This window comes from Vibrio jasicida 090810c, from assembly GCF_002887615.1.
GTDB lineage: Bacteria > Pseudomonadota > Gammaproteobacteria > Enterobacterales > Vibrionaceae > Vibrio > Vibrio jasicida.
On sequence record NZ_CP025793.1, the window covers coordinates 1820231 to 1845020 of the forward strand.

The window sequence follows — 24790 nt, forward strand, 5'->3', positions numbered from 1 at the left end:
TCCAAATGTCGTTTTTGACCTATTTTTTGTCATTTTAGACACTAAGCAAAATAAAAGAAAGCACGCATAATAGCTCCCATACCAAAGCAACACATTCACTGAAAACAAAAGGAAAACATCATGAGCCAAGCAGCACTTCTTGTTATCGATCTACAAAACGACTACTTCCCTAACGGTAAGTTTCCTCTATGGAATACAGAAGCAACACTAAACAACATCAAGAGCGCCATTGCTAAAGCGAATGAGAAAAATATTCCTGTCATTCATATTCAGCACATCGCCGACCCAGCAATGGGCATTGCGCCTTTCTTTAATGAAGGTTCTGAAGGCGCTGACATTCACCCTGAGATTTTAGCGCTAGCGCCAAAGGCCGATGTGGTCATCAAACACTTTGCGGACGGCTTTGAACAAACAAACCTTGAAGAAGTACTCCAAAAACACGGGGTAACAGAGCTATTAGTAACTGGCATGATGACGCAAAACTGTGTCACTCATACTGCGATTTCTAAAGCGGCAGAAAAATACGAGGTATCAATTCTTATGGACTGCTGTACAACGGTCGATGAAATGATCCACAACATCGCACTGCACGCTGTATCAACTCGCGTCCCACTAGTAACGGCAGAACAAAAACTGTAAGCCAGCGAGCATCCACTATACTGTCTTAATTAGAATGACCCGATGCGCCACGCGTCGGATTCTGTTGGTTGGCACTGACTCTCATTAACTCTATAGGGACAGCACAATGAAGTGGATGTCAGTTTTATCAATTATCACCTTATCGAGCGCACTCTCCGGCTGTGGAGGGAGCGACTCCTCAGATCCAGAGGTTGCGGTAAGAGCGCTCAACTTTCAGACCGTTAACTTCGTCAACCAAAACCCGAGCGGTGTTTCAGATATCGGTGTTCAAGCCAATTATGGCAGCCTGCAAGAAGATATTTATTCCAATCTGCCACTTTATGGCGCGACAGAAACAGGCTTGCTGTTGATTCAAGAAAACGCCAGTACTTTTGATATCACGTTTGATTTGATTGAAACCAATAGCCAGCAAACCTTAGTCAGTGAGACACGTTCAATTGCTGTCTCTAATCCTCAAGTAATCTTTGCTTTTGGTGACGCTAACACAGGATTTTATGACCTCGTCTTCCAAGACAAGCCCGACACGAGCAGTACAACCAATACTCAAGTCTCCGTATTCGTTATGGATGCTAGCCAACTCCAAGGCGGTATCAACAGTGATGTTTGGGTGGATGGGTCCCAACGGATCTTTAATCTGAGCAAAAGAACCCTGTCGAGCCAGATCATTGTGGGTGCGAATACCGCAAATGTTCCGATTGAAATCAGAGAAACAGGCACTACAACGGTGATAGACACGTGCAATGTTTCTACCGAAACCAGAGCCATCATGGTGATATTTGATCCATTGGGAAACTGTCGAGTGCTGTCTGTTTTAGACCCTGTTTTTTAAGCCAATTGTTGGTATTTTGGACACTCAATAAGGTATGCATAAAACGCATACCTCACTTCACTTTTTATCATTTGTGTCATCACAGACTTATCTCTACACTTCGCGCTCTTTTTTCTACTTGAGCGCACAATGCATGCTTTTTTCTCAAACCATTTTCGCTCAGGTGCTGAGAATGTCCGTCATGTTGGGCCTGTCATTAATCATCGTCCATAACTCACCTAAGTTATTGGAAATATTGGCAGAGCAAGCCATCAACAGCGGTTGTCATCAAACCACTGGCGACGGCGAACACCAGGATCACTCTCATCACCACCATCACCATTAATAAGAGCAAATTATGAGTATTTTCCGATTTCCAATTCTTGTTTGGCTTGGAATAGGGATTTTGATTATCTGTCTAGGGATCAGACAATCGTTCGGCATTTTCATGATGCCAATTTCAGACCACTTCCAAACGGGCCGCGAGTTCTTTAGCTTTGCTATTGCCCTACAAAACCTGTTGTTTGGTGTGTTCCAACCATTTGTTGGTATGGCGTCAGACCGCTGGGGCGCAAAGCGTATTATCATTTTAGGTGCCATTTCTTACGCTTTGGGTCTTTACCTGACTTCTATCGCAGTTGAGCCAACCATGATGTATTTGTCGCTGGGTGTGCTAGTTGGCTTCGGCTTAAGTGCGACCAGTTACGTGATCGTGCTAGGCGCTGTGGCGAAAGTGGTTCCTGCCCAACACGCTGCAAAAGCATTTGGTTTGACAACTGCTGCGGGCTCATTCGGCATGTTTGCGATGATCCCCGGTGCACAAGCGCTATTAAGTGACTTTGGTTGGCAAGGCGCGCTTCAGGTGTTTGCCGTATTGTGTAGCTTTATGGTGATGTTTGCGTTGTTCATGAGAACGGCAAAACCACAAACCAACAACGCCGCAAGTGCTCAAGAAGATACACAAACTTTGAAAGAAGCGTTAAAAGAAGCTTTCGCACACAAAGGTTACTGGTTGATCCACGCTGGTTTCTTCGTGTGTGGCTTCCATGTCATGTTTATCGCCACTCATTTACCAAGTTATTTGGCAGATAAAGATTTACCGGCTTCAACAGCGGCGATGGCACTGGCGTATGTCGGCATCTTCAACATCTTTGGCTCTTACTTCTGGGGTGTGATGGCCGATCGCTTTAACAAGCGTCACGTGATGTCAGCACTGTACTTAATGCGCACGGTGGTGATTGGTGCTTTTGTGACTTTACCTGTCACCGAACACACCGCAGCCATCTTTGGTGGTGCTATCGGCTTCTGTTGGTTAGGCACGGTGCCACTGACTTCCGGCTTAGTACGCCAGATTTTTGGTGCTCGTTACCTTTCTACCTTGTACGGCTTGGTGTTCTTCACTCACCAAGTAGGCAGCTTCTTAGGTGCTTGGGTTGGTGGCCGCATTTACGATTACTACGGCTCTTACGATCCAATCTGGTGGTCAACAGTCGTGTTGGCATTTATCGCGGCTCTTATTCACCTGCCGATCAATGACAAACCGGTACCACGTTTGAACTTGGCGACCGCGTAATCTAAGAAGGCTCTTAACGTTATCGTTGGGAGCCTTTTCTCTTTTCTCCCTGCAACAAGCTTTCTGTATTCCCTCAATCGAATAGGCATTCTCATCAATGATTGCTTATTTAAAATAAAGTGCGTCCATTCATCCTCTGTTAAGATTCGTGTGACATACTTAACACAACGCTATAAATCAAAAAGGGTTTTAAATGAGAACACTCGGCAACATCATCTGGTTTGTATTCGGTGGCGTATTCATGGGTTTGCTATGGTGGTTCTTCGGACTACTGGCTTTCATCAGCATCATCGGCATTCCATGGGGACGTGCTTGTTTCGTGATGGGTAACTTCTCGTTCTTCCCATTCGGCAAAGAAGCGGTTTCACGAGATGAACTGACCAATGAAATGGACATCGGTACTAGCCCGCTTGGCGTGATTGGTAACGTGATTTGGTTTGTATTTGCAGGTATTTGGTTGGCAATCGGTCATATACTTTCTGCCGTAGCATGCTTTGTAACCATCATTGGTATTCCGTTCGCACTTCAACACCTGAAACTGGCGGTTATCTCTCTGGCTCCGATTGGTAAAACAGTCGTAACAACAGAAGAAGCGGCAATGGCTCGCTACAACATCAACCGTTAATTTTGTCGCCCTCTGAGCATCCTGCTTAGAGGGTTATTCCTGTCAAAAGTAAGCCCATAATTGCCACTGCATACTCAAGAATAATGGATTGAAAGTTCATACTCCCACCTTAGTTAAAAGTTAAAATTAATACCTAGTTCTACGCTGTTCTCTTCACTTATTTTGGTCGAGCCCGGTGAAACTCGATGCTCACCAAATGTGTACTTCACATAAGGCTCTACCCATTTAGGTTTTAAAGTAATACGCACTTCGTGATTGGTTCGATGACCACCCTCAGTGAGTTTTTTATCGTAGTTATAAGAATAACCAAGCCGGATAAAATCAATCGGTGTATAGCTTGCACCAACGGTGTTTTTCCACTCCCTTTCTATCTTTTCCAATGATGGGAATGACTTACCAATTGAGCTGATTCTCCACTCATGAGAACTATTGGCGAAAATCATCCAATCATCCCCTAACGCGGTGCCGGTAAACACGCCCGCATCATAAACATCGAATAAATCTGCGCGACCATAGCTCACAAATGCTTCGGTGTAGAATTGCCCGAGCATAACGCCATATCCCGTCCCCAATTCTAAATACCCCGTAGAATCAACCTCAGCAGAAATGTTCCACTCTTCTGTCGCTTGTAAATACCCTGAGGCAGTCACAATCCATTCATCATCTGTATTGGACACATCTAAACCAAACTCTGGCATTTTGTGGTCAGCAGAAAAACACGGCACGGCAAAGAGCGCGCAAAGCAGCGTCAGAGATTTATTCATTGGGATACCTATCAGAAAGACTCGAAAAGAAAAAAGGAGCCACTTAAATCAAGCGGCTCCTTGCTACTTACCCTTATGCGATTTGGTTTACGAGCGCTCAACGCGGTCGCGAATCGCTCTTTTTATTTCCTGACGTTGCTCTTGTGATAGGGATTGAACCTTTTGTTTCAATTCTGCGCGCTGTTCCGGCGTTAAGCTCTTCGCCGATGCCTCCATTGCAGGTTCAGGCGTCGCCTCAATAGGGTTTTCAGGCGTGATCTCAATTGGATTCACTGGACTGTCCGCAATTGGATGTTCTGGAATCGGCTCTATCGGGTTAGAAGGCGAACCAGCGATAGGATGTTCTGGTGTTGGTTCAATTGGATGAACAGGGTTTAGTTTCGCTTCTTCTACAATAAGGCGACCATCTTCAACGCTTAAATGTACGAAGCCATCATCACTAACAAAGATAAGTTCGTTATTACGGACTTCAATGTGACCCACTACTTTGCCTGATGAATCTTTAACCACCTCGCCATCAGTGTAGTAAAGCTCACCACCGACGTTAAATACGGTGTTTCCTTCTTCGCCACGGATTGCAACTGTCGTAACCTCACCGTTATCACCCTGGATAGCCATGCCATCAAAATGCTCGCCATCAAAGGTTTGAACAGAAGCAACACCTACTGGTTCATTTGAGGAATCTGAACCTGATGAAGAACAGCCAGCTAGAAATGTCGCCGCGATGATTGCACTCAGTAATTTAACTTTCATGATTTACTCTCTTAATTTGTCGAAATTCAGGGATGCCTCTTGCAAGAAAAGTGGACTCCCTGCCCGATGAAGAGAAGTATATTGAGCAGTGTTTTATTACTCTAATCGCTAAAAAGAAACCCGCACTTAACGGCGGGTTATTAATAAACAAAGGTAGAGAGCTTGATAACCAAGGGTTATTATTGCTGTTGCGAGCGCTCTAGGTGTTTGGTTATGACATCCGTGATGATGCTGCGCAGCCAATGAACCATTTCATTACGGCGATTCTTATGGTGATAGTAAGCGTGCAAGCAAGGCTCAATCACGATACCGTCGAACTCGATATCCAATCTTCTTAATTGAGAGATCTTATCGACGTTGACCGTTTTTGAAGCGGGAAAGACCATGTCCGAGTTAGCCACCACGTCGATAATGGCCGACGGCAATTCAGAGCGAAACGCGATTTTTGGCTCCACGCCTTTGATTTTCATTATCTTCTCAGAAAACGACACGCTGGAATTCCAATCGGCCGCAATCACGGTCGCAAACTCTAAATCCCTGCAATCCGAGATTTGTAGTCGGTCACCGGGAAACGGATGATCTTTTCGCACGTATGCACAGAAGGTGTCTTTGACGATCATTTTCGTCAGTAGCTCTTTTGGGGCGTGGTTGATTTCGTAGTTCACACCAAGCGTAACATCATCTTTGATGATCTCATCCATGGTGGAACGAGACCAATTCAACAAGTGGATCTGGACGTTTGGCGCTGCTTGTCGAATCGCCTGACAGATTTCACTGGCGTAAGAACTCAATATAAATGGTGCTAGCGCTATCTTGATGGTTCCGTTCATTTCTAATGGGTTAAATGCTTTAGAACCATTGAGCGTGATAGAGATTTCATCCAGTAACGGCGCGAGATTTTCCGCTAAATCATTCGCATACTCCGTCGCTCGCAACCCGTGATGGGTTTTCACAAACAGCTCATCTTCAAAATGATCACGCAGCCGCTGCAATGCTTTACTCACGGCAGGCTGAGATACAAACAAGCGTTCTGCCGCTCGGCGCATATTGCGCTCTTGGTGCAAAATGATGAATGTTCGGAGCAAATTCAGGTCGAGGTTTGAGAAGAGATCTTTGGCCATATTCCACGTCGATAATAACTTGAGGTTATTATTCAGCATAAGAACAGATTTGCGTACTTTCCAATCTCAAAGCATGAATTCTTTGCGCTCGCTACGCTTCTATGACGGAAAAATAACAATGGCTGCGATCAAGTTGGCGTTTATAAAATTCCAAATGCGCCGTTCCGATGAACACCCTATTCTCAGTAAACGTTAATCTGAGGCATTCTTCGCTTATCACATTCCTCAAACTTATCATTTCACATCGCTTTGAAATAAGTCGTTCGTTCATCCTAGTATCAAATCGGATGCGGGCTTCTAGATAACTTCTCTAATGCAGGTGTGGGGATATCCAGTGTTGGTTTTTATGCGTTGATTCTCAAAAAGTAGAGTAAAAAACCTAGTACATTAAACGAGATAACCCACACCAAATTTGTAGATTGAGAACTTCTGTTAAGTGCATCCATCTTTGTTCAATAAAGGTCAGCTCTAACCTTTACTGAGGCAGATAAAAAGCAGTGCCCTGTGAAGATTTTCTATATTTCATTGAAAGTGATTTTAACTTTCCAATGTTCAATCACTAAAGTAGATAGGATAAGGTTTATGGGTTACAGTTTCTTACAACAATCAAAGTCTTTCATTCTTATACCAAAAATGGTTTAGACGCATAGCAAGGATTCCTATGATAAATAAAAAAGTATTGATTCTCTTTGCGCATCCTTCCCAGCATCGCTCAGAGGTGAATGCTCCCCTTTTTAAAGCAGCTAATACGATTGAAGGTGTCACTTGTGTCGATCTCTATGCCGAGTACCCTCACTTCAATATCAATATTGACCGAGAACAACAGCGTTTACGTGACCACGATGTGGTGATTTTTCAATTCCCGCTGTACTGGTATTCCACACCAGCCATTCTAAAAGAGTGGCAAGATCTAGTTTTAGAATACGGATTTGCTTATGGCTCAGAAGGTACAGAGCTTCATGGCAAAACCATGCTTTGTGTCTTATCCGCAGGTGGTAAAGAAGAGGCCTATAAAGCCGAAGGCTACAACCATTTCACCATCCGTGAGCTATTAGCTCCTATCGAGCAAATGTCGGCGCTGACAGGGATGAATTACATCGCTCCACTTGCGTTGTTTGGTTCCCGTACCGCCCAAGAAGAAGATCGAATTCCACAGCATGTTGAACGCTACAAAACGCTGCTCAATGCGCTCGTCAATGACACACTTGATCTTGAAGCAGCGGCATCGCTCATCAAACTCAACAGTGCATTACCACAACTGATTAAGGAAGCATCATGACAGGGATATTCTTACAAGCCTTTGTTTACCTTATTGCCGCTGTCGTCGCCGTTCCTTTAGCAAAACGTCTAGGCTTAGGCTCGGTATTAGGTTACTTGATTGCGGGTGTGGTTATTGGCCCTATTATTGGCCTCGTAGGTGAAGAAACCACGACAATTCAACACTTTGCTGAATTTGGTGTGGTTATGATGTTGTTCCTCGTTGGTTTGGAACTTGAGCCTAAGATGCTGTGGGCAATGCGTAACCGCTTAATGGGCTTAGGTGGCTTACAAGTTGGTGGTACTGCCGCACTGATCATGGCGATTGCCCTGTACTTTGATCAATCTTGGACCATAGCATTAGCGATCGGTTTGATCTTCGCGCTTTCCTCCACTGCGATTGTTCTGCAAACCTTTAGCGAGAAAGGACTGACCAAAACAGAAGGTGGTCAGAACGCGTTCTCAGTGCTGCTTTTCCAAGATATCGCAGTAATTCCAATGTTGGCATTTATTCCGCTGTTGGCACTGCCAGAGTTGGTAGAACAAGCGCAATCGGCAGCGCAAGCAGCTGCAGAACACCATGAAGAACTTAGCCTAGTGGCTGGACTTCCTGGCTGGGCTTACGGTCTAGTGATTACGGCTTCTATTGCTATCGTCGTTGTTGGCGGGCATTTCCTAAGTCGCCCACTATTCCGCTACGTAGCAAGCTCTGGTCTACGTGAAATCTTTACTGCAACGGCATTAATGCTGGTGATCGGCATTGCGGCTTTGATGAGCCTAGTGGGTCTGTCTCCGGCTCTGGGTACGTTTTTAGCTGGTGTGGTTCTGGCGAACAGTGAATTCCGCCATGAGTTGGAATCAAACATTGAACCGTTTAAAGGCTTGCTGCTTGGCTTGTTCTTTATCACGGTAGGTGCTGGCATCGACTTCTCAGTTCTGTTCAGCGACTTTGGTTTGATCATCGGTCTAACGCTTGGCGTGATGATTCTGAAAGCAGCGATTCTATTCGCACTTGCGTTCATCTTCCGTATCAAAGGCAGTAACCGTTGGTTGTTTACTTTGAGCTTGGCGCAAGCGGGTGAATTCGGCTTTGTGCTATTGAGCTTCTCGGTACAAAACCACGTAATCCCATTCGAGCTTTCACAAACGCTGGCATTGGTTGTTGCGATCTCTATGTTCCTAACGCCTGGTCTATTCATTCTATTTGATAAGGTGATTATTCCTCGCTTTGAAAGTGAATCGAATGAGCGTGAAAGTGACACGATTGAAGAACAAGGTACCGTCATCATTGCAGGTATTGGTCGCTTTGGTCAGATCGTAAACCGCTTATTGGTATCTAATGGCGTGGAAACGGTTGTACTCGACCACCAAGCAAGCCAGATTGATAACATGCGCCAAATCGGTACTCGCGCTTACTTTGGTGATGCGACTCGACCAGACATGCTACACACGGCAGGTATTGAGCATGCCTCTGCACTTGTCGTTGCGATAGATAATCAAGAATCGAGCGTTGAGTTGGTTAAGTACGTAAAACACACCTATCCAAACGTGACAGTGATTGCGCGTGCATTTGACCGTGGACATGGCTACCTACTACGTCAAGCGGGCGCAGATATCATCGAATCAGAAACTTACCATTCTGCATTAGAGATTGGTGGTCACGCGATGAAAGCCATTGGTATTCATCCGTTCTTCACCGAGCAGCAGAAATCGACTTATCGCCGCGTTGAAGATCGCAAATCCAACATGCTTTATGAAGCGTGGGTCGATGACTCAGAGGGTGAACGTTACGACAACAACTTCCGTCAGCTATTTATTCATCTAGAAGAAAAAATGGCAGAAGAGATGCAAAAGGATCGTCACGATAAGCTCTCCCGTTCTGAACGTGGTTGGACACCGCCACCGAAAGGGTATGCCGACGACTTCAACGAAGAAAATGTACAAGAGCTTCATCCACCAAAAGAAGACGCTCAATAAACGCGAAAACCTCCCACTGGGAGGTTTTTTTATTGCCGGTGAAAAGCAGAGCTACATAAGATCGCTCATCAATGTCTCATACTCTTCATTCGCTTCATCCACTAAATGCGACAGTTCTAATGCATCGGTTTTCGCTAAGTTGAACTGCCACGGAACGGTGTCTTCTTTTCCGCAAATACGCGTTTGAGCGCCACTACTTTCAAAAGAAAGATCATCAAACTCGGTAGTGTGGTGTTCATGAAGCTCGACAATTTCAACTTCCAATTTACCGACGGGATTGACTTCAACATGGGCGTGTAAATCTGGGCTATTCGATAAACAATACTCTCGATGAACTGCAATCATGGCTGCCTCCTTGGTCTGCCAACTGACAACTCATAAAACAGTGTAGACGAGGCATTTTGAACGTGGGGTGAAATAATAATGAAGATTGATCCTGAATAAAAATTAATCAATTTTAATTCCAAACCGACTCTGAGTGTTCGCCCCGATAACCGTCAGTTTTTACATAAAATGACTTCGTCAATGCGCGATTCAATCGCTTTTATTGCTATTGTCACTGCCATCGGTACATGAGCTTGGTAGGGATGCAATACATAAATTGGGTTCACCTTTGACGCTTTCGCACCGGGTACAGGTTCAAGAAGCGAGTTCGACTCCAACATAAAGTCAGGCAAAATACCAACGCCTAACCCCATTTCTAACAGACTGGCCACATCAAAGACGGTATTCGCTCGGTGCTTCACTGGATATTGAATTTGATGTTCTGGCTCCTTGGAAGCAAACGCATGGATAACAGGTTCAAGCTGCCAATGTTGAGCAATATAAGGCGCACTTTCAAAATCAGAATGCGCACCTTTCGCACGACACAAAACGTCACAAAACTGTCCTACTTTGCGCTGTTTAATGTTTGAATCGCCAGAAGCACCCACCCGTACCGCAAGATCGATATCCTGTTGAACAATATCCACATGCTTATCATCACTGATCAAATTTAACTGCACATCAGAGTAATCAGCAAAAGCACTCGTTAAAGCAGGCAGCACTATTGAGCGCATTAATGCATGTGGCGCAGTGACGGTAAGCCTTCCCGTTGGCACTTGCTTTAACTCTGTGGCTTCTAACCACGCGGCCTCCGCTTGTTTTGTCATTTGCGCGCACTGCTCGTAAAAGCGTTCACCCGTCGAGGTCAAAGTTTGCTTTCTGGTCGTACGTTTGAGTAAGCAAGTATCCAACTCTTGCTCTAGTTGCTTCAAAGCAGAGCTCAATACTGACTTAGAAAGCTCTAACTTATCTGCAGCTTTGGAGATTGAACCACACTCGACAATATGAACGAACAGAGACATCAAACGCAGCTTATTCATCGCCCTTCCTTATTGTTCTTTTTTACAGAACATTCAATTCTTATTACTTTGTTTTTCTATCTCAATTCTAACCCTATGATTGCTACATAAACAAACACCAATCACAGGATATTCAGGATGACTCAATCAGTTTTAGAACGCGCTCAAGCAGGCATCTCAGCATGGCAAATCGCTTTCAATAATCAAGACGCTGCGGGCTGTGCAGCACAATACGCAGAAGATGCAGTTATGATTGCAAAACCATTTGGCACCTTTGAGGGACGTGAAGCGATCCAAGCATTCTGGCAAAACATCATGGACCAAGGTTTTAACAGCGTGGACTACACCAACACCAAGTGGGAAAAAGACAGTGAAAATGGCTACATTCTTACTTCAGATTGGACGATGAACAAGGCGTTTGGTGTCGTGCACAAAGAGTTATGGGAAATTCAAGAAGATGGTTTGTCTCGCCTAACTTACGATGAGTTTGAAGTGCTTGGTGAGCGATAAGCTTTAAGTCTTTCAGAATTAAAAAATCCCCAAGCCGAAACTTGGGGATTTTTGTTTTTCAGTTTACTTAATTAAATTAAGCAAAGATGAAGGTGTATAGGTAACCTGCGCCCATTGCCATCGTTAAGATAACGAATAGGAAGGCTGCAATCATTTGGTTCTTAAAGATTGATTTCAACAAAATCACTTCTGTAAGACTTGCGCCTGCGCTACCAATGATAAGTGCCATTACTGAACCCAGTGCCATACCTTTTTGTACTAGCGCCGCACTTAGTGGAATAACTGCCTCTGCACGGATGTACAATGGAATACCAATAATTGCTGCTACTGGAATCGCGTACCACTTCGCTTCACCTGCGTACTCCGCAATAAGATCCGTTGGGATGAAGCCGTAAATAAATGAACCAATCGCAATACCCATCATTAGGTAAGGGAATACTTGTTTAAAGTCTTTCCAAGTTGAGTGCCAAATACGTACCCAGCGGCTAGGCTCTTTTTCTTCCACGATTGTCGCTGTTGCACTACCGTCTGATGAGCAGCAAGACACTTCTACTTTAGGCTCCGCTTTTGGCGCGCTATCACCACAACAAGATGTTTTCGCTACCACAGGCGCTGGCTCACTACAGCATGATGTTTTTGCTGCAACTGGTGCGGGTTCGCCACAAGCGCTGGTACCACAGCTTGATGCCGGTTTCGTTTGTTCTTTTTTCTTGCTTGAATCACCGCAAGATGTACCACATGAAGAGGTGCCTGCTGCTTCGTACGCTTCTGGTTTTACGTAACGTTCAAAGCCTAGCTTTTCAAGTACATAGCCTGCAACCACAGACACTGTCATCGCAATAGCAAAGTAGAATACCGCTACTTTCCAACCAAAGGTCACTACAAACAAACCAATGATTACAGGGTTAAGTAGTGGACTAGCAAATAGGAACACCATCATAGGTCCAAAACCTGCTCTTGCACGCAATAGACCTTTCAAGAAAGGAATGGTCGAACACGAACAGAAAGGCGTAATCGAACCTAATAGCGCAGCAATGAAGTAACCTTTACCCTTTTTCGAGCTCAGGATAGATTGGATTTTTTCTGGCGTTAGAAAATCTTGCAACACACCCACGATGTAGCTAATTGCTAGGAATAGGATGATAAGTTCGGTTGCTAGAAACGCAAACATATCAAGCGCTTCCTTAGCCATGGTCATGATTTCTGGATTCATATTGATTCTCCTACTGATATCACATCAGTAACTGTAAATTTCCTAATGAAGCTGAACTCTTCATTTCTATTTTTCTCGAATTATAGAATTAAAAATCAACGCGTCAACCATTATATTTCGATAAATATCGAAATATAATTTAAAGTCTTAATAATCAATGAATTAACTAGGGAATTTTTCTTGTTTGCTATTCACCCACACTTTCACTATCATCGAAATGTATTTATCGTCTGTCATTCCAAGAGGTCAGTATGGAACTCGAAGCTGTAGCAAAAGCGCTCAAAGAGCTAGGACACCCTACCCGTTTATGTATTTATAAAGAGGTGGTCAAAGCAGGCTATGAAGGAATCGCGGTTGGTGGCGTACAAGATAAACTTGGTATTCCAGCCTCTACCCTTTCTCATCACATTTCGAGCCTAGCCTCAGCCGGCTTAATTAGTCAGCGTCGTGAAGGTCGTACTTTGTATTGTGTTGCTGAGTATGAATGCTTAGATACGGTTATTGGTTTCTTGCGTGACGAGTGTTGCATCAATGAAAACTGCTAACCTCGAATCGATTTGGAGCGAATACGAACACGCTATTCATGCGTTTTTGCGCTCTAAAGTCAGCAATGAAGATGATGTAGACGACTTAAAACAAGAGATCTTACTTAAGACTTATCAAAACCTTGCGGATATTCGTGATGTATCTAGCGTCAAATCTTGGCTCTTCCAAATCGCGAATAACGCCATCATCGATTTCTACCGTAAACGTGCTCGAAATCAACGTGACAATGACCTTGTTGCTGACGATCTTTGGTTTGAAGAGCAAGAATCAAACCTGAAACAAGAACTGTCAAAGTGCATTGCACCGTTTGTGCAAGCATTACCAGATGAGCAATCGCAACTGCTCTCTTCTATTGAGCTTGAAGGCATGAGCCAGAAGAAGTTGGCCGAAGAGCAAGGCATCAGCTATTCAACTCTCAAATCGCGCGTACAGAGAGGACGTGTCGAATTGAAAAAGCTATTTGAAGAATGTTGCAGTTTCTCGTTCGACAGACAAGGTCGTATGACAGATTGCAACCAAAACGATGCTTCTTGCGATAAATGTTAACCCCTCGCTGAATGCCCACCTCACAATGAATACCGATAGCTTGGCGGCTCGTCATCGAGTCGCCTATCTATGAACTCAATCACAGCTTTATCTCTTCATCCGCTCTCTCATTTGCTATCTTGCTGAATAGTAAGCTTTACTTCTTCTGCTTTAAGGAAGAAGGAAACTCATTTTTATGATCTCATTAAGAGAACTCACCAAAGAAAACTATCTAAATTGTATTCGCCTCAATCTTCACCCAGAACAAGAAGAAAACCTTGCCTCCAACGCGATTACGATTGCTCAGTCACGCTTTGAAACCGACTACCGATTGAAAGTGATTTATGAGCAAGAGACGGTGATCGGTTTGCTTGCGTTTTGCCATGAAGACGAGCCGCTTGATTACTCCATTTACTGGCTGTTCCGCTTTATGATCGACAAAGATCACCAGAACAAAGGCTATGGAAAGCAAGTACTTAGTTTGCTCGTTGAAGAAGTGAAACAACTTGGCGGGAAAACCTTACTCACGATGCATAAACCCTCCAATCAGCAGGCAGGTCAGCTATATCGTGCTTTCGGATTTCAAGAGAATGGCGCACTCGATGATGGTGACATCTCACTACGATTAGTGCTTTCTTAATCCAGTACGAATCCAAAATGGAGAATTCTGGCTTTTACACCTGTTTATCAAACCATTCGGTCACCAACGCCACCAGCTTTTGATGTACGGGGCTTAACGTATTGCCTCGCTTTAGTAGCACATAGCCAGCACGACCTTCGTTTGCCATAAAATCGATGTTTAACGGGACAAACTCGCCTTTCTCATCATGAGCTTGCACTAAATGATGAGGAAGCAAGGCAAAGCCATCATTTTTCAATAATCGCATCAACACATCGATGTTACTGATTCGAGAAATGTTTGGTGACATCACCTGTTGATTACCAAGTGCACTGGTGCTGAAATTCTCTGCAATGTATTGATGATGTGACGCAAGATCCTGCAGAGTCACCACGGGTTTCTGCGCTATTGGGCTTTTCTGATGCGCATAGAAGGTAAACCTTGGATAGCCCAAGTTAATAAAAGACATCCCTTCGGTTGGGAACGCTTTGCCGCTGTTAAGTACCACCGCAAAATCCGCTTGTTTCGCCATAAGCATTTCTAACGCTTCATCTCGGCTGCGATGTAACCAATGAATCGCTGTACTCTTGTATTGCTTACGCAAAGACAGATCGATGTCCGCGATGGCATCACACGGTACCGACATGTCGTGACAAATCGTTATCTCCGGAACATCCCCTTGAGAGTAGCTGTCGCAAGAAAGCTCTAAAGACTGCATTTGGTAAAGAATATGCTTGGCTTGGGTAAGTAACGTCGTTCCTACTTCCGTCAAGACTGGTGTTCTTCCTTTGCGTTCAAACAAGATCACATCCCAATCAATTTCGAGATCGCTGACTTGGTGATGCAGCGTCGCTCTGTCTTTCCCGATTACCCTTGCGGCTTGGCTAAATGATCCATGCTCTGCGACAGCGACAAATGCAGTAAGTTGGTCAAAACTGGCTCTGGGCATTGGAAGGTCCTCAAACAATAAACCTGTTTATCTTAGCTCAATCTAAACTGTCTTGTTGCAAAATCTGCAACATAACTGAGATTACATGGTGAATATTAAACGTAATAATGACCTCGTATTGAAACGTTACGAGGGCAATTCAATGAAAGGTTTTAGCAAAAAAGTACTTCTAGCAGCATCAGTTGCAATGGCAGTTGGCAGCATCTCTACCGCAGCAAATGCGTGTTCACGTTTGGTTTGGGAGACTCAAGATCACGGTGTATTTGTCTCTCGTACTATGGATTGGATGGAAGCCAATCAACCAACCATTGATGTTCGTCACGCAGGCCAAACCTACCGCGGCTACGATAAAGACGATGCGCTTACGTGGACATCGAAATACGCTTCTATCGGTGTGAGCATTTACGGCGTGGGCATTATTGATGGCTTTAACGAGAAAGGCTTTGCGGCGAATGCCCTGTTCTTGGATGAAGAAAACCCAGGGGCACCACAAGCTGGCAAACAACAAATCGAAAACTCGCGCTTTGTCGCCTATTTGATTGATAGCTTTGCATCCGTTGATGAAGCATTAAAGAATCTAGATTCAATCCAAATCCAACAGTTCAGCCACAATGGCATAGAAATGAAGGGACATTATTCATTAGAAGACGCAAGTGGTGACTCTGCTGTGTTGGAATACATCGACGGCGCTTGGCAAGTGCATCATGGCAAACAATATGACGTGATGACTAACAGCCCAGAGTACGCGCAACACTTGAAAAACTGGCAAGAAGCGCAACCCAAAGCGAAGAGTGATGTGAATGGTGAGTTCCCTATCCCGGGTAACATTAATTCTGCTCAACGCTTTATCTGGAACAGCTACATGAAGGACCAGCTTAAAGAGCCTAGCAGCTACACCAATGGCATTGCGAAACTCGACAGTGTGACCTACAAAATCCCATTGGATGCGGCAAACCGCCCAGTAAATGGCGAAATGCGTGGCTATGCAACCATCTATGGTTTGGTGTACAACCTAGACCAAAAAGTGATGAACGTGCGTTACCAGTATGACGACAGTTACACGCAGTACTCAGTGGACTTTAACAAGTTGAATGACGGACATAACTACACCATCAAAGCCGATTTACCGGATCTGTTTGGTGACATTTCATCTCGCTTAGAAAAAGGCGATGGTGTCATGGGTCAACACTTAGTGAAATAGCTTAAACAGCAGAACTTGAAAGGTGTTTGGACAAACATCTACCAAAGGCGCCGACATGTTCGGCGCTTTTCTTATACTCACAGCACATAAATAAGATAATAACTCAATTTGGATTACATAAGTTTATGAATATGAGAACAAATGATAATTTTTGAAAGCATTGCCTTAAGGCTAATATACGTGGAACAAAATGAAGATTTCCAACTATTCTAACGTTATTAAGCCATATAACTCGGTGCTTTATGCCCTTAGAGGAAAAGAATGAAAGCGATCACTTACCAAAAAGATCAAGATACCTTTACCTATACCGACATCGACACTCCAGCGCTTGCGAGTGGATTAGATGTGTTAGTGAAAGTTCATGCTATTGGGCTCAACCCTGTCGATGCAAAGGTCAACCTTTGGCACGAGATGGTCGATGGCATGGACGATACTTTCGTTGGTGGCCTCGATGTTTCGGGGGAAATCGTTGCCATCGGTGACAAGGTATCGGGTTGGCAGGTAGGTGATCGCGTTCTCTATCATGGCAACATGCGTCGAATGAGCGGTGGTTTCGCCGAATACGCGATTCACGACTCACGCACGTTGGTTGCTCACCCAAATGTTGAACCAGAAATCGCTGCCGCAACACCTTGTGCTGGCTGGACGGCTTATCGAGCTCTTGTCGACAAGCTAAACATCTCAACTCGTAAAAGCATCTTTATTGCTGGAGGATCGGGAGGCGTTGGCTGTTTTGCTATTCAGCTGGCACGCTTCTTTGGCGTAAAAACCATCATCACAACCAGTTCAGCGCTCAACCATGAATTTGTTCGATCGTTAGGCGCAACACATGTCATTGACTACAAACTAGAAGATGTTCGAGAACACGTCATGTCTATCACTGAAGGCTTAGGCGTAGAAGTATCTTTGGATTGCGTTGGTGGCGACAACGACATCTTGTGTGCCTCTGTGCTGGGGTTTGAAGGCGAAATGGTAGAGCTAGTAAGAACAACCCGAGCAACCGAATACCCAGGCGCTTTCCTGCAAGGGCTTGCTTTCCATCAGTTAAGCTTAGGATCTGGCCATGTTCACGGTGAAAAAGGTTTTGCTTCTATCGTTAACGCTGGGGTGGAATTCTCCCACATGCTAGAACGTGGTGAAGTCATGGTGCCTAAATTGGAAGTCGTCGCATTAAAAGACGTCGCTCAAGCTCTAGTGTCTATTCGTCAGCAACGAACGGTCGGAAAGATCGTCGCTAAACTCGTCGACTAAATCCCAAGCGACAAATAAGGAAAAAAGAAGCGCAAACTCCAAAGCTGTTTGCGCTTCTAAGGGGTATTACTTTTCTACAAGCAGCATTGCTGATTTCGCCGCCACTTTAATCTCTTCACCGCTAGGCACTTCTTCTCCGGTCATCATATCAACCAGAGCCTTGTTCGCTGTCAGTTGTAGTGATTGCGCTCGCGCAGATTTGTTGAGTACCAAGATGCCCTTCTCGCCGCGCTGAAGTACCAACATATCGTCGTTACCTTCCAGTACCGTCATTGGTTCGCCATGAACAAGATTATGGAATGCCACCATCTTTGCCATACGCGCGTCCTTCCACGCATTTTGCCATCTTGGTTTGCCATCCACGCCCTTGATACCACTGGTATCCAAATCTGTGTAGATAAGCGGAACACCACCATCGCGTCCCAGAATGTAGGCATACGCTAGCCATTCGTTCTCTTCATCCATGACTAAATCCAAGAACACATCATTGTTTGGAATATCATGAGTAATCGCGAAAGTAATAGCTCGACGGTTAGATAAAGCCTGACCAAAACAGTACGGGTCGATCAAAGATTTAAAACTGCCTTTCTTCGAAAATGCCTTAAAAATGGTTGAGAACAACGGGAAGTCGTAGGCCCCCAAACGCGTTTCTTTTAAGTACGGTTCAAGGAACAATTCATATTCTTCTTCTGTCGCGCCACCATCTGTGATGATTTCACCAAAGATATGAACGTCTTGAGTAATGTCATCAGTCCACACTTGCTTTAAATGCTCAAGAGTCATGTGCTTTGCGGCATCAATACGGAAACCTTTCACGCCTAAAGCCTTAAGCGCTTTCAGGTAAGTACGTTGCTGCTCAACAACATGCTTGCACACACGTAAAGTCGGCAACCCAGGATCGGCTGGACCGCCCGAGATTCGACCATTTTGAACTTCCCACTTGTCTTTCCAATCTTTAATGCCAAAAGCTTCAACGAAGTCATTCTCATCAAACAACGGTTCTGACAAGTCACCGAATAGAATCAGATCTTGATACTTGCTAGCATTTTGCTGGTAATCGTCCATCACGGCTTGGCGTGGATATTGTAAATCCGAGCGTAAATGGGCTTCGTTCGCCATGTGATTAAAGACGACATCGGCGTAAACCAATACGCCCACACGGTCGAGTGCTTCAACCATGTTTTTAAAATCTGTGGTATTACCGAGCGCATTGTCGATAACACGATAATCTTGAGGTTGGTAACGCTGCCACCAGCGTTCGTCTTGTGCGCTTTTCATCGGCGGAGAAACCAATACCGAGCCATAACCTAGCTCGCTGATCTCCGCTGCGCGTTGGGCAATGTCAGCATACTTCCAATCAAAAGCGTGCAAGATAACATTTGCACCTGTTGATTGTGTTTCCTGTAAGCCACTCATGTTTCTCTCCTCGTCGCGTTCGCTCACCCATTGTTACTCGTATTCTTCGTGAGCGAATCCAATAGCCAAAATTATAAGAACTATTAGCGAACCTCCCTCACCCCTTTTGCGTTTCTGCTAGGCGGAAAAACAAGGCGTAGCTCATCCCCAGTCAAGGTTTAAACGTCCGTTTAAAAGTATTCAAACGCCCAAGCCAAAACAAAGATCGCAAGGATACCGATTTAAACACCTGTTTTATAAGCATTTTGCAGATAAACCATTCTGATCGCGCCTACTCTCACTATTACGCCTTTTCTCAGTAAGAATGTGAATATGGGGCAATAATTCGATATGTAACAAATATTTAAGAAAGCGAAACTGCTGCTCACGTCACAGTTGGTGCGGTTTATAAATTGATAGAAAAGGAGAGGAAGACTCGAAATGATGACGGCAGGTGCGCGAATAAAGAAGGCTAGATACAAAAATAGCGCGATAAACGCGCTATTTTTTAAGTGCGGTATAACACCTTCACAACGTGCCAACCAAATTTGGTTTTGACTAGGTGTGGAGTAAGAACCTCACCAGAAAAACAAACTTTGTCGAACTGTGGCACCATTTGACCGCGGCGAAACTCACCTAGGTCGCCACCACGTTTACCAGATGGGCAAGTCGAGTATTTCTTTGCCAATGTCTGGAATTTAGCACCTTTTTTAAGCTGCTGGATGATGTCTTCAGCCTGTTCTTTATGCTTTACAAGAATGTGTAAAGCGGCTGCTGTATTTGCCATGTGTCTGTCTCTCTCTGTTCGGGTGGCGCAAGTTTACCGAATCGCTTCAATATCGCAATAATTTCTCTAATGCCGTCCTTATCTTCATCTTTTGATATTCAGTGCTATCTAACAATCTGATGAAAACTTGGCCGCTCACCGATTCAATTTCAACTTTAATTTGCGCTATTTCCTAAAAAGCTCACTTTTCCACGCTCTACGGTTGAAGCGGTCGCCTTATAAGATTAGATTAGTTACATAAATCAGTGATATTGATAAGGTTATTTTCATGGCAAAAGTCGCGAGTAAAGCGAACCAGTCTCAAGGTATGTTGGTGTTTAAACTCACCCTGCAACAGAACTTCGCAATTGGCACACTTAAAGTCCGTGAAATTGTACCTTACATGCCGACCACCAAAATTCCCTATTCGCACCATCATGTAATTGGCACTGTGACAATTCGTGATTTGACGGTGCCAGTCATCGATATGGCGGCAGCAATTGGATTCCGTCCTATCCAAGAGGAAGAATACAAGAATTGCTATTTGATCGTAACCGATTGCCTACGTACTGTGGTGGCATTTATGGTGCGAAGTATCGAGAAAATCATTGAATGTGATTGGAAATCTATCGAAACACCGCCATCAAGTGCGGGTCATAATATCTTTGTAACGGGTATTACTCGCTATGAAGAGAAGATCGTACAAATGTTAGATGTGGAGCTTTTGCTTTCTAAGATCTACCCGCAATACGAGAATACCAAGATTCCAATGCTTACAGACATCGAGCGCGAGCGTTTGAAAGCCTTGAATATCCTTTTGGTGGACGACTCTTCTATCGCTCGTAAGCAATTGAGCGACGCGCTAGATCGCATCAACATCCCGTATCAAATCTGTAAAAACGGCTCAGACGCACTTGACTTGATGAAGCGAGATGCAGAAGCGAACCGCCCAATTGACCTTTTAGTGAGTGACATTGAAATGCCAGGGCTGGATGGTTATGAACTTGCGTTTGAAGTTCAAAATGATTCTGCGCTGAATAACTCTTACCGCATTCTTCACACGTCTCTATCAAGCGAGATTTGTGTTGATCGAGCTCACCAAGTTGGCGCTCACGAGGCATTAGAGAAATTCAACGCTGGGGAATTGATTGAAGCGATGCTGCGCGGTGCAAAAGAGCTGGAAGCAAAAGCGATAGCTTCTTAATCATATCTAATAAGTTTGCTTGATCTGGTATACATCAATAACTTTTTCGGCAGTGAACAAACTCGTGATACTCGCTACCGAACATGAAAACAGTGCAACAAAGACGAACATTTTGATGTGACTATTGAGCAATAGCCCTCCGCCGAAGAAATACAGTCCTACCGCGATAACCGCTAGCATAATCAATGCGGGGCGACACAACAATTCCATTGCAAGGGAGAAAAAGTAAACCTCCTCCCTTTTCGCAATCGAATACCAGTTGTAGAAAACAATAGAAGCTGTAGCCCCCACCGCTAACGCTATAGCAATCATGACACTAGAAACACCCTGCCCTGCAAACAACACAAACCCCACTCTGATAGACAATACCGCGCAAAACAGCCAGACCAATAAAGGCCCCCCAACAACTAAACCCATCGTTTCTTTCCTCTGAATCAATTTTAATCGTTATTCAAACAAAGGCAGAAAGATGGGTAAAGGTAATCAAAGCACTCGAATGAGAACTCTGCGACGGCTAGCTTAAAGTCATTAAATTCAGACTATTAGGTGATATTTTGCCTATTTACTTGGCATTGTGTAGCTGCGAGACACAAACTCAGTTTCTTCGACTTGATAAATGTGGTTGATGTAAGACGCAAGACTATAGAGCACATTCGCAAGCAGGTTTGAATAACGGAACAAAATCGAGTCCGGTTGCTTCTTGCCTGAATGCTCAACCGCAACCAATGCACGAACCACCTTCTTCGCTTGGCAGCGGCATAGATGTAGTTGACTGGACGTTGGGTGGCCGCCAGGAAGCACAAACCCTTTAAAGCCGCCGTCGATACGAGCCTTGATTGCATCGTAATCGGCTTTTAGCTCATCGACTTCCGCTTCTGTAATCGCGAGTTTTCCGCGGATAGAGCCATTCACATGGTATACGTTTGGCTGCATTCGAGTCAGTATGTCGCGGCTAAAGTCATCGAGTTCCATCGATAGAACCAACCCAATTCGGCTACACAACTCATCAGCAGTGATTTCAAAGTCACATACTGGGCTGTCTTCATAGATGAATGGGTAACAAATCTCGCCAAGTTCCTTGCTTACTGGTCTCATGCTCTTTCTCTGTGCTTTGGTTCTAATAAAAAAGGGAGTCAGTATAACCTAACTCCCTTTCGGCAATCACATCCGTTTAAACGATCATAAGTTAGAAAATCGGCTTATGCGTTTTCGATTTTCTTGTGACCTTCTTGAAGGTGAACGAAATCAACCAGATCATCACCCGAAACTTGGTAAGCTTGACCAAAGCCTTTCACGAATAGACCTTGTTCTGCTTTTAGGTTGAACAGAACGAAGTCTTCTAGTTGGCTCAGGCCATCGATGATTTCACCAAAACGATCTTTCATTTGACCAACCACTTGTTGCCACATTTCAGTATCACGCTCAACAACCGTTGCGACAGCATCAAACGTTAGACGCTTACGGGCGAACAACTGCTTCGACGAATCTTCGTCTTCAATCATCATCAAAGATACGTTTGGATTCTCTAGTAGGTTGCGTGCGTGACGAGCAATCTGAGAAATAAGAACGAAGTAACCTTCCTGGTTTTGAACGTATGGTGCGTAACTTACGTTTGGACGGCCTTCCGCATCAACGGTTGCCAATTGAATGGTACGACGCTCCTGACGAAATTCCTTGATTTCTGGTCCTAGACGACCTTGTAAACGCTCTTGTTTAACTTGCTGATCCATTTTGATACCTAACTTTACTTGTTTGTTGTTCCGAGTTTTAACTCGGTTATTCTTTAATAAATGACACTGCGCTAACGAATTAGTGCAGTGTCATGCTCATTCGAGACTACTTGTTGAACTCTGCTTGCATTGCACGGAATGCTGTTACTTGATCTTCGATTAGCTCACGCTTCTCGTTGCGGCCTAGGTAAATCTTAAAGATGTTGCTGCCACACTCAGAGAAGAAACCAAAGTAATGGCTCTCACGCCCCATAAACGGTTTACTTACTAGCGCGATGTTTTTCACGTTATCCAGTTTTAGGTGACCATGAAGCTCACCTTCTTTACCCATAAGGTTGTAGTAACCACGAGCAACTTTCCCTTTCGGGAACGGCGCTTTTACTTCAAAGATAGAACCAAAAGAATGAACGATAGTTGTTACTGGGCCAAAACCAACAAGACCTTCTAAAATGCTTTGCGCTTGCTCACCGGGTGCTACTGCAACCATCTCTTGAGGAAGTGCTGCTACCACGTCAAACTCTGATACACCAAGGCGCTCAGCCATTGCTGCTGGGAGTAGTTGCGGCTCTTGTTCTAGTAGGGCTTCGACCTGTTGCTTAATTGATTCCATTGTTTTTTCCATTTCTTTCAGATTAATTGTTAGATACTTTTGGTACGTTTTCGTTCATTTCAGAAGTCAGTACTTGAATACATGCCTGAGCCAGAGACACTGCCCAGAAGCTACCTGCTAACGTCAGTACTAAACTGCGCTCTTGTAGCTCAACTAAGCCCTTGTCATGCCAAACTTTAAATAGTGGCATCAGGAAATTAAAGGTGTCTTCGCCCATAAATGCTGGCAGCTTGCTCGCCTGAACAATGCCTCGATCAAAGCCGGATTTCAGCGCTGCGAATAGCGGCTCAAGTGGGCTTTGCTTCATCATCATTGCGATGGTGCTCTGCCCTTCATTTACAGCTTTAACGTAAGTGTCTAGCGTGCGGTGCTGCATCATGCCGTAACCACCGATGTTACCGCCTGCGCCACAACCGACAGGCAGTACTTCTGCATAGGTCTTCGCTAAGCTGTTGTATAAGCTACGTTCACGGTTATCAATTGCCCAGTGGTTCACACTAAGCTGCTTCATATGGTGCTCTGCCATAAACTTAGCACCAAGCTCGTACATGCCCGCTTTTTCCGGTGTCGTTGCTGGTGGCGGCATTTTGCCTTTTTCAACTAAATTGAGCATTGGCGCTGTACCACCAACCACTAACTGATAAAGGTCCAAGCCATGAGCGCCTGTAGACAAAAAGTCCTTAAGATCTTGCTCTAAAACTTCTTTCGTTTGATAAGGCAGGCCGTAAAGCAAATCGATGATGACAGGGATCTTGTCTTCTTTCGCCAACTCACTTACTCGCTGAAGTACATCTTCACGGTCATCTAGACGTTTAGCACTACGACGAACTTTGGTATTAAAGCTCTGGACGCCAAATGAGAAACGGTTAAATCCACCGTCTAGCGCACCTTGATATAACTCGTCTGAGAATCGGTTGATACGACCTTCAAGTGTAATTTCGCAGTCAGCTGCGAGAGGGAAATAGTCGTGGATGGCCTGACCTAGAATACGAACTTGGTCTGCAGATAAGTCAGTAGGCGTACCACCGCCGATGTAAACCGCATGGAAGATGCCACTTTGCGTCCACGGCATCACCGCTTTCTCTTTTAGCTCTTTCATCAGAGCATCAAAGTATTCATCGACTAACTTACGGCTGGCAGCATTTTGGAAGAAGTTACAGAAAGTACAACGCACACGACAAAATGGAACGTGAATGTACAAGCAACGCTTATTGTTCTTTACCGTCGTTTCAGACGTAATCCTTGAAAGAATATCTCCTTGTCGTGGCGGCGGCACTGGCATGCTACTACCACCTGCATGCGCAGAGTGCTTTTTCACAAAAGCAAAGCGCAATGGATCCGGGCTATCACTCCCAAGGATTGATTCGTCAAATTTATAAATATCGACGCTCATATTTACTCACTTAAAGCC

28 protein-coding genes are annotated in these 24790 nt (G+C 44.6%); 14 read left to right on the forward strand and 14 right to left on the reverse strand.

Annotated features, from left to right (window positions below; genetic code table 11):
• Positions 1-120: 120 nt before the first annotated feature.
• From C1S73_RS25630 to C1S73_RS25650, 5 genes are all read left to right on the forward strand, one after another.
• On the forward strand, positions 121-639 hold the full coding sequence (locus tag C1S73_RS25630; protein WP_038867299.1) for a cysteine hydrolase family protein: 519 nt from the start codon (positions 121-123) through the stop codon (positions 637-639).
• A gap of 106 nt (positions 640-745) precedes the next feature.
• Positions 746-1468 (forward strand): hypothetical protein, encoded by a 723-nt coding sequence (locus C1S73_RS25635; RefSeq protein ID WP_038867297.1) that lies wholly within the window; start codon positions 746-748, stop codon positions 1466-1468.
• 172 nt (positions 1469-1640) lie between these two features.
• Positions 1641-1793, forward strand: a complete 153-nt coding sequence (locus C1S73_RS25640) for a hypothetical protein (protein WP_005535284.1) — start codon at positions 1641-1643, stop codon at positions 1791-1793.
• Between the two features lie 12 nt (positions 1794-1805).
• Positions 1806-3020 (forward strand): MFS transporter, encoded by a 1215-nt coding sequence (locus C1S73_RS25645; protein ID WP_038867296.1) that lies wholly within the window; start codon positions 1806-1808, stop codon positions 3018-3020.
• 193 nt (positions 3021-3213) lie between these two features.
• On the forward strand, positions 3214-3645 hold the full coding sequence (locus C1S73_RS25650) for a YccF domain-containing protein (RefSeq protein ID WP_009704819.1): 432 nt from the start codon (positions 3214-3216) through the stop codon (positions 3643-3645).
• 113 nt (positions 3646-3758) lie between these two features.
• Here the strand turns inward: C1S73_RS25650 and C1S73_RS25655 are convergent, their stop codons facing one another.
• From C1S73_RS25655 to C1S73_RS25665, 3 genes are all read right to left on the reverse strand, one after another.
• Entirely contained in the window at positions 3759-4409 is a 651-nt protein-coding gene (locus C1S73_RS25655) for a hypothetical protein (RefSeq protein WP_038867293.1), read from the reverse strand.
• 87 nt (positions 4410-4496) lie between these two features.
• Positions 4497-5162 (reverse strand): zona pellucida protein alpha, encoded by a 666-nt coding sequence (locus C1S73_RS25660; protein WP_038867291.1) that lies wholly within the window; start codon positions 5160-5162, stop codon positions 4497-4499.
• Between the two features lie 179 nt (positions 5163-5341).
• Complete coding sequence (locus C1S73_RS25665) at positions 5342-6283, reverse strand: LysR family transcriptional regulator (RefSeq protein WP_032802248.1); 942 nt, start codon at positions 6281-6283, stop codon at positions 5342-5344.
• Between the two features lie 661 nt (positions 6284-6944).
• Between C1S73_RS25665 and C1S73_RS25670 the strand changes: the two genes are divergently transcribed.
• Both C1S73_RS25670 and C1S73_RS25675 read left to right on the forward strand, forming a co-directional pair.
• Positions 6945-7562 carry an NAD(P)H-dependent oxidoreductase gene (locus C1S73_RS25670; protein WP_009704823.1) on the forward strand — a complete coding sequence of 206 codons (618 nt, stop codon included), beginning with the start codon at positions 6945-6947 and terminating at the stop codon, positions 7560-7562.
• A complete protein-coding gene (locus C1S73_RS25675; protein ID WP_038867288.1) occupies positions 7559-9517 on the forward strand; it encodes a monovalent cation:proton antiporter-2 (CPA2) family protein in 1959 nt (652 codons plus the stop codon). The genes C1S73_RS25670 and C1S73_RS25675 overlap by 4 nt, the downstream gene beginning before the upstream one ends.
• Positions 9518-9568: 51 nt before the next feature.
• On the opposite strand, the gene C1S73_RS25680 is transcribed toward C1S73_RS25675, so the two are convergent.
• Both C1S73_RS25680 and C1S73_RS25685 read right to left on the reverse strand, forming a co-directional pair.
• Positions 9569-9862 (reverse strand): hypothetical protein, encoded by a 294-nt coding sequence (locus C1S73_RS25680; RefSeq protein ID WP_005442525.1) that lies wholly within the window; start codon positions 9860-9862, stop codon positions 9569-9571.
• Positions 9863-10014: 152 nt separating this feature from the next.
• On the reverse strand, positions 10015-10881 hold the full coding sequence (locus C1S73_RS25685) for a LysR family transcriptional regulator (protein WP_038867285.1): 867 nt from the start codon (positions 10879-10881) through the stop codon (positions 10015-10017).
• A gap of 117 nt (positions 10882-10998) precedes the next feature.
• Here C1S73_RS25685 and C1S73_RS25690 point away from each other — a divergent pair, with 117 nt between their 5' ends.
• Entirely contained in the window at positions 10999-11370 is a 372-nt protein-coding gene (locus C1S73_RS25690; protein WP_009704826.1) for a YybH family protein, read from the forward strand.
• Between the two features lie 76 nt (positions 11371-11446).
• On the opposite strand, the gene C1S73_RS25695 is transcribed toward C1S73_RS25690, so the two are convergent.
• Positions 11447-12583, reverse strand: a complete 1137-nt coding sequence (locus C1S73_RS25695; protein ID WP_038867283.1) for a permease — start codon at positions 12581-12583, stop codon at positions 11447-11449.
• Positions 12584-12834: 251 nt separating this feature from the next.
• Between C1S73_RS25695 and C1S73_RS25700 the strand changes: the two genes are divergently transcribed.
• The 3 genes from C1S73_RS25700 (at position 12835) to C1S73_RS25710 (ending at position 14294) form a co-directional block, all read left to right on the forward strand.
• Positions 12835-13128, forward strand: coding sequence for an ArsR/SmtB family transcription factor (locus C1S73_RS25700; protein ID WP_005433559.1), 294 nt, complete (start codon positions 12835-12837; stop codon positions 13126-13128).
• Positions 13115-13675, forward strand: coding sequence for an RNA polymerase sigma factor SigZ (gene sigZ / locus C1S73_RS25705; protein ID WP_038867281.1), 561 nt, complete (start codon positions 13115-13117; stop codon positions 13673-13675). Before C1S73_RS25700 ends, sigZ begins: the two co-directional genes overlap by 14 nt.
• 175 nt (positions 13676-13850) lie before the next feature.
• Positions 13851-14294, forward strand: coding sequence for a GNAT family N-acetyltransferase (locus C1S73_RS25710; RefSeq protein WP_038867279.1), 444 nt, complete (start codon positions 13851-13853; stop codon positions 14292-14294).
• Between the two features lie 34 nt (positions 14295-14328).
• Here the strand turns inward: C1S73_RS25710 and C1S73_RS25715 are convergent, their stop codons facing one another.
• Entirely contained in the window at positions 14329-15222 is an 894-nt protein-coding gene (locus tag C1S73_RS25715; RefSeq protein WP_038867278.1) for a LysR family transcriptional regulator, read from the reverse strand.
• Between the two features lie 85 nt (positions 15223-15307).
• Here C1S73_RS25715 and C1S73_RS25720 point away from each other — a divergent pair, with 85 nt between their 5' ends.
• Positions 15308-16423, forward strand: coding sequence for a linear amide C-N hydrolase (locus C1S73_RS25720; protein WP_038867275.1), 1116 nt, complete (start codon positions 15308-15310; stop codon positions 16421-16423).
• 261 nt (positions 16424-16684) lie between these two features.
• A complete protein-coding gene (locus C1S73_RS25725) occupies positions 16685-17674 on the forward strand; it encodes a zinc-binding dehydrogenase (RefSeq protein ID WP_038867273.1) in 990 nt (329 codons plus the stop codon).
• A 66-nt stretch (positions 17675-17740) separates the two neighbouring features.
• Here C1S73_RS25725 and C1S73_RS25730 read toward each other — a convergent pair whose 3' ends face one another.
• Together C1S73_RS25730 and ppiC are read right to left on the reverse strand one after the other, a co-directional pair.
• Entirely contained in the window at positions 17741-19090 is a 1350-nt protein-coding gene (locus C1S73_RS25730) for an alpha-amylase family protein (protein WP_038867271.1), read from the reverse strand.
• A gap of 487 nt (positions 19091-19577) precedes the next feature.
• Positions 19578-19856 (reverse strand): peptidylprolyl isomerase PpiC, encoded by a 279-nt coding sequence (gene ppiC / locus C1S73_RS25735; protein WP_005433507.1) that lies wholly within the window; start codon positions 19854-19856, stop codon positions 19578-19580.
• A gap of 268 nt (positions 19857-20124) precedes the next feature.
• Here ppiC and C1S73_RS25740 point away from each other — a divergent pair, with 268 nt between their 5' ends.
• Positions 20125-21039, forward strand: a complete 915-nt coding sequence (locus C1S73_RS25740; RefSeq protein ID WP_038867269.1) for a chemotaxis protein — start codon at positions 20125-20127, stop codon at positions 21037-21039.
• Positions 21040-21045: 6 nt separating this feature from the next.
• Here C1S73_RS25740 and C1S73_RS25745 read toward each other — a convergent pair whose 3' ends face one another.
• The 5 genes from C1S73_RS25745 to hutW form a co-directional block, all read right to left on the reverse strand.
• Positions 21046-21456, reverse strand: a complete 411-nt coding sequence (locus C1S73_RS25745; protein WP_038867267.1) for a hypothetical protein — start codon at positions 21454-21456, stop codon at positions 21046-21048.
• A gap of 141 nt (positions 21457-21597) precedes the next feature.
• Positions 21598-22134 carry an ATP:cob(I)alamin adenosyltransferase gene (locus C1S73_RS25750; RefSeq protein ID WP_038867265.1) on the reverse strand — a complete coding sequence of 179 codons (537 nt, stop codon included), beginning with the start codon at positions 22132-22134 and terminating at the stop codon, positions 21598-21600.
• A gap of 104 nt (positions 22135-22238) precedes the next feature.
• Positions 22239-22769 (reverse strand): heme utilization protein HutZ, encoded by a 531-nt coding sequence (gene hutZ, locus C1S73_RS25755; protein ID WP_005441121.1) that lies wholly within the window; start codon positions 22767-22769, stop codon positions 22239-22241.
• A gap of 106 nt (positions 22770-22875) precedes the next feature.
• Positions 22876-23379 carry a heme utilization cystosolic carrier protein HutX gene (hutX, locus tag C1S73_RS25760; protein WP_038867262.1) on the reverse strand — a complete coding sequence of 168 codons (504 nt, stop codon included), beginning with the start codon at positions 23377-23379 and terminating at the stop codon, positions 22876-22878.
• A 22-nt stretch (positions 23380-23401) separates the two neighbouring features.
• Positions 23402-24772 carry a heme anaerobic degradation radical SAM methyltransferase ChuW/HutW gene (hutW, locus tag C1S73_RS25765; protein WP_038867260.1) on the reverse strand — a complete coding sequence of 457 codons (1371 nt, stop codon included), beginning with the start codon at positions 24770-24772 and terminating at the stop codon, positions 23402-23404.
• Positions 24773-24790 lie beyond the last annotated feature (18 nt).

Excerpts from the sequence above, each read along its gene's own strand:
- C1S73_RS25630 (WP_038867299.1), top strand. The coding sequence starts at position 121 with ATGAGCCAAGCAGCACTTCTTGTTATCGATCTACAAAACGACTACTTC.
- C1S73_RS25635 (WP_038867297.1), top strand. The coding sequence starts at position 746 with ATGAAGTGGATGTCAGTTTTATCAATTATCACCTTATCGAGCGCACTC.
- C1S73_RS25640 (WP_005535284.1), top strand. The coding sequence starts at position 1,641 with ATGTCCGTCATGTTGGGCCTGTCATTAATCATCGTCCATAACTCACCT.
- C1S73_RS25645 (WP_038867296.1), top strand. The coding sequence starts at position 1,806 with ATGAGTATTTTCCGATTTCCAATTCTTGTTTGGCTTGGAATAGGGATT.
- C1S73_RS25650 (WP_009704819.1), top strand. The coding sequence starts at position 3,214 with ATGAGAACACTCGGCAACATCATCTGGTTTGTATTCGGTGGCGTATTC.
- C1S73_RS25655 (WP_038867293.1), bottom strand. The coding sequence starts at position 4,409 with ATGAATAAATCTCTGACGCTGCTTTGCGCGCTCTTTGCCGTGCCGTGT.
- C1S73_RS25660 (WP_038867291.1), bottom strand. The coding sequence starts at position 5,162 with ATGAAAGTTAAATTACTGAGTGCAATCATCGCGGCGACATTTCTAGCT.
- C1S73_RS25665 (WP_032802248.1), bottom strand. The coding sequence starts at position 6,283 with ATGGCCAAAGATCTCTTCTCAAACCTCGACCTGAATTTGCTCCGAACA.
- C1S73_RS25670 (WP_009704823.1), top strand. The coding sequence starts at position 6,945 with ATGATAAATAAAAAAGTATTGATTCTCTTTGCGCATCCTTCCCAGCAT.
- C1S73_RS25675 (WP_038867288.1), top strand. The coding sequence starts at position 7,559 with ATGACAGGGATATTCTTACAAGCCTTTGTTTACCTTATTGCCGCTGTC.
- C1S73_RS25680 (WP_005442525.1), bottom strand. The coding sequence starts at position 9,862 with ATGATTGCAGTTCATCGAGAGTATTGTTTATCGAATAGCCCAGATTTA.
- C1S73_RS25685 (WP_038867285.1), bottom strand. The coding sequence starts at position 10,881 with ATGAATAAGCTGCGTTTGATGTCTCTGTTCGTTCATATTGTCGAGTGT.
- C1S73_RS25690 (WP_009704826.1), top strand. The coding sequence starts at position 10,999 with ATGACTCAATCAGTTTTAGAACGCGCTCAAGCAGGCATCTCAGCATGG.
- C1S73_RS25695 (WP_038867283.1), bottom strand. The coding sequence starts at position 12,583 with ATGAATCCAGAAATCATGACCATGGCTAAGGAAGCGCTTGATATGTTT.
- C1S73_RS25700 (WP_005433559.1), top strand. The coding sequence starts at position 12,835 with ATGGAACTCGAAGCTGTAGCAAAAGCGCTCAAAGAGCTAGGACACCCT.
- sigZ (WP_038867281.1), top strand. The coding sequence starts at position 13,115 with ATGAAAACTGCTAACCTCGAATCGATTTGGAGCGAATACGAACACGCT.
- C1S73_RS25710 (WP_038867279.1), top strand. The coding sequence starts at position 13,851 with ATGATCTCATTAAGAGAACTCACCAAAGAAAACTATCTAAATTGTATT.
- C1S73_RS25715 (WP_038867278.1), bottom strand. The coding sequence starts at position 15,222 with ATGCCCAGAGCCAGTTTTGACCAACTTACTGCATTTGTCGCTGTCGCA.
- C1S73_RS25720 (WP_038867275.1), top strand. The coding sequence starts at position 15,308 with ATGGTGAATATTAAACGTAATAATGACCTCGTATTGAAACGTTACGAG.
- C1S73_RS25725 (WP_038867273.1), top strand. The coding sequence starts at position 16,685 with ATGAAAGCGATCACTTACCAAAAAGATCAAGATACCTTTACCTATACC.
- C1S73_RS25730 (WP_038867271.1), bottom strand. The coding sequence starts at position 19,090 with ATGAGTGGCTTACAGGAAACACAATCAACAGGTGCAAATGTTATCTTG.
- ppiC (WP_005433507.1), bottom strand. The coding sequence starts at position 19,856 with ATGGCAAATACAGCAGCCGCTTTACACATTCTTGTAAAGCATAAAGAA.
- C1S73_RS25740 (WP_038867269.1), top strand. The coding sequence starts at position 20,125 with ATGGCAAAAGTCGCGAGTAAAGCGAACCAGTCTCAAGGTATGTTGGTG.
- C1S73_RS25745 (WP_038867267.1), bottom strand. The coding sequence starts at position 21,456 with ATGGGTTTAGTTGTTGGGGGGCCTTTATTGGTCTGGCTGTTTTGCGCG.
- C1S73_RS25750 (WP_038867265.1), bottom strand. The coding sequence starts at position 22,134 with ATGAGACCAGTAAGCAAGGAACTTGGCGAGATTTGTTACCCATTCATC.
- hutZ (WP_005441121.1), bottom strand. The coding sequence starts at position 22,769 with ATGGATCAGCAAGTTAAACAAGAGCGTTTACAAGGTCGTCTAGGACCA.
- hutX (WP_038867262.1), bottom strand. The coding sequence starts at position 23,379 with ATGGAATCAATTAAGCAACAGGTCGAAGCCCTACTAGAACAAGAGCCG.
- hutW (WP_038867260.1), bottom strand. The coding sequence starts at position 24,772 with ATGAGCGTCGATATTTATAAATTTGACGAATCAATCCTTGGGAGTGAT.